Origin of the sequence: Fusobacterium perfoetens, assembly GCF_021531595.1 — a bacterium.
In the GTDB taxonomy this organism is placed as follows: domain Bacteria; phylum Fusobacteriota; class Fusobacteriia; order Fusobacteriales; family Fusobacteriaceae; genus Fusobacterium_B.
The window spans coordinates 153,288-162,595 of sequence record NZ_JADYUD010000006.1; the positions used below are offsets into that span (position 1 = coordinate 153,288).

Annotated in this window: 7 protein-coding genes; all 7 read left to right on the forward strand. The window is 27.3% G+C overall.

The window, feature by feature from the left end; all coding sequences use genetic code 11:
* Positions 1–209: 209 nt before the first annotated feature.
* Positions 210–3,356: an autotransporter domain-containing protein gene (locus tag I6E17_RS05205; RefSeq protein WP_235235998.1), complete on the forward strand. Its 3,147-nt coding sequence runs from the start codon at positions 210–212 to the stop codon at positions 3,354–3,356.
* A 166-nt stretch (positions 3,357–3,522) separates the two neighbouring features.
* The gene (locus tag I6E17_RS05210; RefSeq protein ID WP_235235999.1) at positions 3,523–4,557 is read left to right on the forward strand and encodes an AAA family ATPase; all 1,035 of its coding nucleotides are present in this window, start codon (positions 3,523–3,525) and stop codon (positions 4,555–4,557) included.
* Positions 4,558–4,639: 82 nt separating this feature from the next.
* Positions 4,640–5,122, forward strand: coding sequence for a hypothetical protein (locus tag I6E17_RS05215; protein ID WP_235236000.1), 483 nt, complete (start codon positions 4,640–4,642; stop codon positions 5,120–5,122).
* Positions 5,123–5,148: 26 nt separating this feature from the next.
* Positions 5,149–6,051 (forward strand): DUF6414 family protein, encoded by a 903-nt coding sequence (locus I6E17_RS05220; RefSeq protein ID WP_235236002.1) that lies wholly within the window; start codon positions 5,149–5,151, stop codon positions 6,049–6,051.
* A 374-nt stretch (positions 6,052–6,425) separates the two neighbouring features.
* On the forward strand, positions 6,426–6,626 hold the full coding sequence (locus I6E17_RS05225; protein ID WP_235236004.1) for a hypothetical protein: 201 nt from the start codon (positions 6,426–6,428) through the stop codon (positions 6,624–6,626).
* Positions 6,627–6,808: 182 nt separating this feature from the next.
* Positions 6,809–8,728, forward strand: coding sequence for an autotransporter outer membrane beta-barrel domain-containing protein (locus tag I6E17_RS05230; RefSeq protein ID WP_235236005.1), 1,920 nt, complete (start codon positions 6,809–6,811; stop codon positions 8,726–8,728).
* A 203-nt stretch (positions 8,729–8,931) separates the two neighbouring features.
* On the forward strand, positions 8,932–9,243 hold the full coding sequence (locus I6E17_RS05235; protein ID WP_235236007.1) for a type II toxin-antitoxin system RelB/DinJ family antitoxin: 312 nt from the start codon (positions 8,932–8,934) through the stop codon (positions 9,241–9,243).
* Positions 9,244–9,308 lie beyond the last annotated feature (65 nt).

The following is a 9,308-nucleotide window of genomic DNA, read 5'->3' on the forward strand; positions in this document are numbered from 1 at the left end:
CCCCTTAAATCAGACTGTTTTTTTATTACTTTTTTTAATAAAAGTAATAGAAAAATAATCTGATTACCATATTTCCAAGATGTAGAAAAATTTAAAAGTAATTATACAATATTAAAGGGGGATAAAATATTGTAATTACTTTTGATAGGTCAAAAAAAAGGTTAAAAAAGAGGTCAAAGAGGTAAAGGTTTCACAGGAGGGGTTTAAGTATGGGTAAAAATTATGTAGAAAATTCACTTAAGAGATTTCTTAAAAGAAAAGTAAAAATCACAATGGGGGTTGTGGTTTCTTTTTTAATTACTGGAATGGTTTCATTTGGAGCTGCTGATAAAACAGTTGAAATCACACTTGAAAATGGAGAGATTAAAATAAACCAAGAGATAGGTATTCTTGATAAGAATAATAATACTTGGACTACTGATGATATTATTAATGTCCAAGATGGAAATGGAATTCAAATAACAGGGGAAAATGAAAACTTTAATATTATCAATAATGGAAGTATTTTTGGAAATACTGAAAATAATACTTTATTAGGAAATGGAATTGCGATTGGTTATAAAGGGGAAGAAGAGGTTAAAACAAACATAGGAGTAATAACTAATACAGGGATAATTTCAGGAGAAGGTTTAGGAGAAGGTTCAAGAAATTTTTCAGGAAATGGAATAATAAATGTTGGTGGAATAATAAAAGAAATAACTAATACAGGGATAATCTCAGGAAATTTTTCAGGAAATTTTTTAGGAAATCCTTCAGAAACATATATAGGAAATGGAATAATAAATGTTGGTGGAATAATAAAAGAAATAACTAATACAGGGATAATCTCAGGAAATTCTCCATTTCTTGGTTCAGGATTCGGAATTTATAATGATGGAACAATAGAAAAAATAGAAAATAGTGGTTTAATTTTAGGAGAAGCTGAGGGAAGTGGAATTTACAATCCAGAAAGAAAAACAATAAAAGAGATATTAAATACAGGAATAATCTTAGGGGAAGGTTCAGGAGAAGGTTCAGGAAATGGATTTGCAAAGGATCCCCATACAGAAGAAGTATCAGTAGAAAATTATGGTATAATATCCGGAAGTAGTAAAGTTGGAGATAGGTCAGGAAATGGAATGATCACTGTAAGTTCAATTAATCTATTAAATGAAGGCATAATTTTAGGAAATAAAAATTCAGGTGAAATGTCAGGGAATGGATTAATATCTATAGCTGATGATGATAAAATGGTATCAGTAAAAAATTATGGTATAATAGCTGGAAGTAATAAAGCTATTGAAGGTGTTGATGAAAGCAAAATAACAAACTATGGTTTATTAATAAGTGGAGATAAAATTGAAGCAGGAGATGGAGGAATACACGACGGAAAAGAAATTATAAATGGTGTTGAATCTGATAAAACTACTGCTAGAGTTGTTACATCAACAGAACTTGCTGATAAAAATAAAAATGAAAACCTTATTATTAATGTTGTTGGAAAAGAAGGTACAGCTTTTAATATAGACAGTGAACTTACACTTTCTGATAGTACAATAAATGGTTATAAAAATGCAGTAACTCTTACTGGAAAAGATTTCACTGGAAATAATGTTATAGTAAATGCAGGAGAAAATGCTTTTACTGGAAGTACTTCAAAAGATACTATTACTCTTACAGGAGAATCAATAATAAATGGTAAAATTGATTTAGGAGCTGGAGAAGATGAGCTTACTATAAATAATACTGTTCAAATTAATAAAGACCTTGATGGCGGAGCAGATAGTGATACACTTACATTTAATTCATCTTCTGCTGATAATATGAATGTTCTTCATAATATTTCAAACTTTGAAAATATTAATGTAGACAGTAATATAACTTTATTTGAAAATATAAAAATTTCAGGAGCAGAAAAAATAACAATAGAAGATAAAGGAACTCTTACTTTAAGAGTTGATGGAACTAAAAAAGATTCTGATGGAAAAATTATAGGTCATGCTCTTCATGGAAATGACGGAACAATTATAACTTCTATTTCTCCTGATAAAAATGGAAAATTAAATATTAATTTTATTGGTGGACAAAATGAAGAGATTATCTCTTTTGGAAGTAATAAATTAGAAAATGTAACAGTTGATTTTACTAATCCATTATATATGACAAAAGAAACAAGTGATAAAGATTCAACATCTGAAATACAAGTAAGTGTAGCAGAAAATTTAGATGATTTCATTGGAGGAAGTAAACAAGATACAGGGGATATAGATACAATTACTTATGAAAAATTAAATAAAATTTATGAAAGTATGCATTCTGTAGATGGACTTCTTCCAAGTGAATTTGCAGGACTTACAGATGAAAAAGTAGGAGAGTTTTTAAAATATCTTCACGATATTTTTGCAGAAAACCCTTATGCTTATTCATCTGAACTTTCAAGAAAAACTATGAGCATGATGAAAAATCTTGCTGACAGAGATTTAAAACCTGATTATAAAGAGTGGGCAATCTACGGAGGATTCACTCATGTTGACGGTGGAACAAAAGATACTTTCTATGGAAGAGGATACTACACTTATGATGTAGGCTCTCATACTGACCATGCTGATACAAAAATAAATGGTGGATACTTTAAAGCTGAATATGGAAAAGAAAAAGATTTAACTACAGGTATAATCTTCGGTGGAAATAACTCTGAAACAGAAATTGGTGCTTCAAAAGTTGAAGGAGATTCTTTCTACTTTGGTGCTTATGCTAAAAAATATCTAAATAATTTTAGATTTACTTTAGGAGCAGGATTCCAACATGGAGATTATAAGGGAGATAGAACAGCCTTAGGTTATGGAGTAACTGATACAAGAAAATACTCTGAAAATTATCATGACAGAGGATTTAATATCTATGGAAATACAAAATATTCAAAAGAACTTGGAAACAACTTCTTCTTTGAACCATCAGTAACTTTAGAATATAGCTATGTAGACCAAGATGGAGTAAAAGAATATGGTGTTCTTGCAATAGAAACAGATTCTAAAACTTTTGACTATCTATCTGGAACAGTTAATCTTGATTTAAGAAAAAATATAACATCTGATACTCTTACTCATTCATTTATAAGTGGTGTATCTTATGAGAGAATGCTTTCAGGTTATGACAGTGAATATATCACTGGAAGAATAATCGGTAGAGAAAAATTAGGAAAAGATTTTGATATTCTTGTCCCTGAAAAAGAAAAAGATACATTATCTCTAAATTTAAGATATGAACTTGAAACAGAAAAAGGATTAATGTTTGATGTAAAAGGCTCATATAGATTTGAACATGATAATAATGATGATGAATGGATAATAGGAACAGGTATAGGATATAAATTCTAAATATTATCTTAACTAAATAAGCACCCAAATAAAAATCCTTAATAAAAACAGAACTCAGTCTTGGTGTTAAACACTGGGGCTGAGTTTTGTTTTTTGTATGTGTTTTTTTTGTTTAAAAATTATAAAATATGGTATACTATAATAAAATAAAGAAGAGAGGTGAAGTATGCTCAAAATAAAAAATATTAATATAAAAAATTATAGAGGGATACAGGAATTAAATATTACAGAATTAAAAAGTGTTAATATTTTAGTTGGTGATAATAATGCAGGAAAAACCAGTTTATTAGAGGCAATACAGATTTTTTCAAATCCAACCATGTATACTCTTTCAAAGATTTCAAGCCAAAGAGACAATTATAAAACAGAAATAAGAATGAATATACTAGACTCACTATATTATTTATTTAATATTAAAGAGTCTGATTCTCCTTTCTTTAATATAAATGGAACTATAAAAAATAAAAATAGAGATGTACAAATAAAAGTTACAAAAGAAAAAATATATCATCTTACTGAAAATAAAAATATTATTGGGAATCAAGAGGAAATTGACAACTATACTTATGAAATTTCTATAAATAATAAAATTGAAAAGTTAGTTTTAAATAAATATTCTAATTTTTCTTTTAAAGTAACTTCACCTGACTTTAAAGTTCATTTTATTCAAACGATAGACCATATAATAAATGATATTTTTGTTGAATTATTAAAAAGTAAGGATATTAAAGATAAGGCTGTTACATTATTGCAAGAATTTGATAAAGATATTATGGATATAAGATATATTCCAAATGAAAATAATTATATTCCTGTATTAGAATTGTCAAATGGAGAATATCTTCCAGTAGCATTATATGGAGATGGATTGAAAAAAGCCCTTACAATGCTGAATGCTATTATAAAAGCAGAAAATGGAGTTTTATTGGTAGATGAATATGAAACTGCTCTTCATACTTCAATTATGCAGAAAGTTTTTAAATTTATGGTTGAAGTTGCAAAAAAAGAAAATGTTCAGCTATTTTTAACAACTCATAGTCTTGAAGCAGTAGATAAATTCTTATATGCTAATAAGGATATACTTGAAGATATTTCTATAATAAGACTTAAAAAGAAAGAAAATAAAACATATGCAAAAATTATGAATGGGAAAGAAGCTCTTAATAATAGAGAAAACTATGATTTGGAGTTAAGAGTATGAGTAAGAGAAGTATAACTTTCTTAAGGCTTTTCAAAGCATAAAAGAAATTAATTTAAATCAGCCTGAATGTGCAGTTAATCAAGTGTTTATAATTCAAGACAGAGATAATGCAGAAATAGAAACAGCTTTGGAAAATATAAAATTTGTTTTAAATGAAAGTGGAATAAATATACAAAATTTAAATAATAATGCCTTGAACTCTTGGAACTTTGAATCAGAGGGAGAAAATTATACAACTGGTATAATTCCAATAATTTTACCTTTTGATGAACAAGGAGCAATAGAAACTCTCCTTATGAAAGCTATCAGTGAAAGCTCTCAGGAAGAAAAATATATAGTTGATGAAGCTAATAAATATATTAAAAGTTTTTTTATTCCTGAAGCAAAATTAAAAAGGTATTTAACACATGAAAGAGAAGTATTGAAAGCTAAATTCTCAGCAGTTATTTCAGTGACAAACCCAGATAGATCAACAGCAACTTTTAATACTTTACTGATGAGTCATTCTTGGGAAGAAAAAGAGGAAGTTAAAAAACATTTTCAGTTATTAAATAAATTACTGTAAGAATATATTTAATAAAAGGTGACATAATGATGAAAAAAATATCTTTAAAAGAACAATTAATTATACCAATATATTTAAATGAAAAAACAGTTTTAGATATGTTAGCAATAATTGAAGATGGATTTTCTATGATAAGTGAAGTAAGTTCATCTAATCAAAATAGTAATACAACTGATATGAAAATAGGTGGTGGATTATCAACAAAAGCAATTTTAGACAAATTATTAAAAATACAAGTGAATGCAAGTCTTGATAAAGAAGATAATGTAAGTAATGTATCTCAAACAAAACTTGAAAAAGTACACACTAATGTATCTTTATTATCAAAATTTCGTTCAGAGCTTATTAATAATCAGTTACTAGCATGTACTGCAGGAGAAGATTTAGATATTTCTAAAATAAATACAGGGGATTTTATTGAGATTGAAGGGGAGCTTCAAAAAAATCCTATGATTGATCTTCTAGAAAAATTTGTGGATTTATTTCGTATGAGTGATATTTTTATTAAAAAACATACAGGAAAAGTTAAAAATATGCCTTATAAAAAAGAAGATAATAGTACAGCACAGCAAATAAAACTATTTTTAGATGAATTAAAACATTCAGGAACAGTTGATTTTATTTTAGAAAATCCAAATGGGACATTAGTGTTGTCAACTCAAGAACAATATCTTTCTAATGACAATATTTCTGAAATAATTGGAGGAAAATTTAAAATTTTAGGAAAGGTAATAAAAATTTGTAAAGAGAAGGATGAAAGTATAAATTTATTGAGGAAAACATCTTTATATCTTTTGGATGAAAATAGTTTAAATGGATTTTTAGATATTTTTAATAATGCTGATATGAAACAATTTAATTTACCTGAAGTAAGATTTGAAATAAACAGTCCTTCAGCGATAGTAATTCCTGTTGCTATATATGCTTAATAAAGTGAGTAGTAAACTTATAGGCTTTTTATTAAATAAAATTTTATCTAACTAAGTATCTAAGTAAAAATCATTAATAAAACAGAACTCAGTCTTAATGTGAAAACATCGGGGTTGAGTTCTATTTTTATATATAAAAATATATATTTAAAATAATTAAAAATTTTTTCTATATTTTTTAATGAAAAAAACATATTAAAAATTTATTTTTATAAAAAATATTTTGCATTTCAAATAAAATGTACTATACTCAGGATAAGAGGCAGAGATGGTAACGCTTTATAAATTAATGCTGTGGGGACAGAAATTAATTTTACCTTATCTTATTGCCTGAAAAATTTATTAAGGAATTTTATTTACGGGAGGATTTTAAAATGGGGAAAAATTATGTAGAAAGTTCATTGAAGAGATTTTTAAAGAGAAAAGTGAAAATTACAATGGGATTTGTGGTTGCTTTTATGATTACTGGAACTGTTGGGTTTGCTGAAGTTATTACAGAACCAATTGATAAAGGAAATGAACTATATCAAGAAACAATAAGAGATGATGTAAGTATAAATACTGTATTACTATAGGAATACAATTAAACTCTAAGGACATTATAAATAATCATCATAATCTAGAAGTTGAAAGCAATAATATAAGTATTAGATTAGAAAGTAATAATTCTAATAAAAGTGGTGCTAGAGGAATTAATACTATAAATGGTAGTAAACTTTTTTTAGGAAAGAAAAATACAGAAAAAGTTGAAATAAATGTGAAAAATACAGGTTTAGCTATTGGGATTGCTAATATAGGTCATGATAATAATCAAAATCTAGGAGCAGAAACAGTTGTTAATGGGGAAGAGTTAAAAATAACAGTAAATTCTACTGAAGGTGCAGGATTTGGGGTAATTTCTCAAAATAATACTAGTAATCCTCTTAATAAAGTAGATGTGACAAAAGTTGCAAAAATTAAACTAAATAGTGAAAATATTATAATGGATATTAGTACCAAAAAAGGAAATGCCCTTGGGATACTTTGTTTTTCTAACAGTCATATAGATGTTAATGGAAATTTAACAATTAATACAAAATCTGAAAAAGGATTAACAATAGCTATTGATTCTAGAGGAAATAGTATATTAAATATAAATCAAAATAAAGATAAGAAGGTTATATTGAATGGAGATATCTATTTTGAACACCAAGGAGATTCTGATAATGAAAAAGATACTAGAATAAATTTAAATCTTTCTACTAAAGATTCTGTATTAAATGGAAAAATTTATAGACCAACTAAATATAGTGATTTAGAATACAGTGAAAATAATGGAATGTTATTATCATTATCTAATGAAGCTCAATGGAATAACACAGGAGATAGCTTTGTTACTGATTTAACATTAGATAATGGAATTATAAATAATAATTCTATTGACAATGATATTAAAGTTAAAACTTTAAAAGGAACTGGTGGAGCTGTAAATATGGCTGCTGCTATTGATGAAAAAACAGGTAAAGCAACTTCAGGAAAACTTAATGTAGGAACAATAGAAAATAAAAATGCTCGTTTTGCTGTAAATTATCAAGGAATAGATAATCTTGAAGTTGATAAAGAAAAAGCAGAAGAAGTATTCAACCAACTTGCAGGAAATATAAAAGTAGAAAAAGGAGAATTTAATGCTGATGCAAAACTTGAAGAGGGATTTGTTTCAAGAGAATATGTTTCAGAACTTGTAAAAGATGAAAAAGGAAATATTGTTGTAAAAGAAGATTCTGTAAAAGTTGGAAATCTTAACTCAATGGTTGAAGGAATAAGAGACCTTGCTACAATTAATCTTTTAACTTGGAGACAAGAAATGAACTCTCTAAATAAAAGAATGGGAGAATTAAGAAATTCTACAGGAGAGCATGGAGTTTGGTCAAGAGTATATACTGGTAAAATTGAAAATGGAAGTAAATATGATAATGATTATCAAACTTACCAAGTTGGATATGATAAAAAATACACTGTTGATAATGGTGTAATGTTTGTTGGAGGATTAGTAAGCTATACTGATGGAGAAACAGACTATGCTTTAGGACATGGAGAAAACTATTCAGTAGGAGCAGGAATCTATGCAACATGGCTTAATAATGACGGACAGTTTGCAGATGTAGTTTTAAAACAAAGCAGACTTCATAATAAATTTGATGTAACAAGCAAAGATGGAAATAAATCTCAATCTGGAGATTATAATAACTGGGGAACAAGTTTAAGTGGACAATATGGAAAGAGATTTGACTTAAACGATAAATTCTTCCTTGAACCAAGCGTAGAATTAACTCTTGGAAGAGTAGATGACACAACTTATACAACAAGTGCAGGAGTAGATGTTCATCAAGATACAATGTATTCTCTAGTAGGAAATGTTGGAACATCAGTTGGATATAAATTCAGTGATAAAGGAAATGTTTATGCAAGAGCAGCTCTTGTAAAAGAATTCCAAGGAGATATTGACACAGAATATGAAAAAGATGGAGCATTAGAAAGAACTTCTGAAGATTTAGGAGATACTTGGGCAGAATTTGGAGTTGGAGTAAACTACAGATTTGTTGAAAATATGAATGTGTATATTGATGTTCAAAAAACAGGAGAAGCAACAGTAGATAATAAATGGCAGGCTAACTTAGGATTTAGATATGAATTCTAGTTTGGTTTTAGATGGTAAATAAAAATATAATTACCCATCATAGAAAAAACTCCCATTAAACAGAACTCAGTCTTGGTGTTTTAAACACTGAGGCTGAGTTTTGTTTTATATAAATTTACTATCATTTTTTGACTTTTTATAAAAATATATGTATAATATGTATATAATATACATACAATGGATATTCAAAGGAGGGATATAAGATGGGATTAGCAACTATAAATATAAGAATTGATGAAAAAGATAAAAAAGAATTTAATGATTTATGTAATGAGTTAGGTTTAAATATGACAACAGCATTTAATATGTTTGTTAAATCAATGATTAGAACAGGTGGATTACCTTTTGAAGCAAAAATAAATAATTATAATCCTGAAACAATAAAGGCTATAAAAGAAGCTGAAATAATAGCAAAAGATAGTACTGTACCTACTTATAATAATGCTGAGGAAGCTTTTAAAAGTGTTTTAGGGGAAGATTATATTAAAGTTAAAAATAATAGAAAAGCACGGTAAAAACCGTGCTTTTCTTACTTTTTCCTATAAAAGTTTTCAATTTTTTCAAGGATAAAAATTACAAG

Excerpts from the sequence above, each read along its gene's own strand:
- I6E17_RS05220 (WP_235236002.1), top strand. The coding sequence starts at position 5,149 with ATGATGAAAAAAATATCTTTAAAAGAACAATTAATTATACCAATATAT.
- I6E17_RS05210 (WP_235235999.1), top strand. The coding sequence starts at position 3,523 with ATGCTCAAAATAAAAAATATTAATATAAAAAATTATAGAGGGATACAG.
- I6E17_RS05235 (WP_235236007.1), top strand. The coding sequence starts at position 8,932 with ATGGGATTAGCAACTATAAATATAAGAATTGATGAAAAAGATAAAAAA.
- I6E17_RS05205 (WP_235235998.1), top strand. The coding sequence starts at position 210 with ATGGGTAAAAATTATGTAGAAAATTCACTTAAGAGATTTCTTAAAAGA.
- I6E17_RS05225 (WP_235236004.1), top strand. The coding sequence starts at position 6,426 with ATGGGGAAAAATTATGTAGAAAGTTCATTGAAGAGATTTTTAAAGAGA.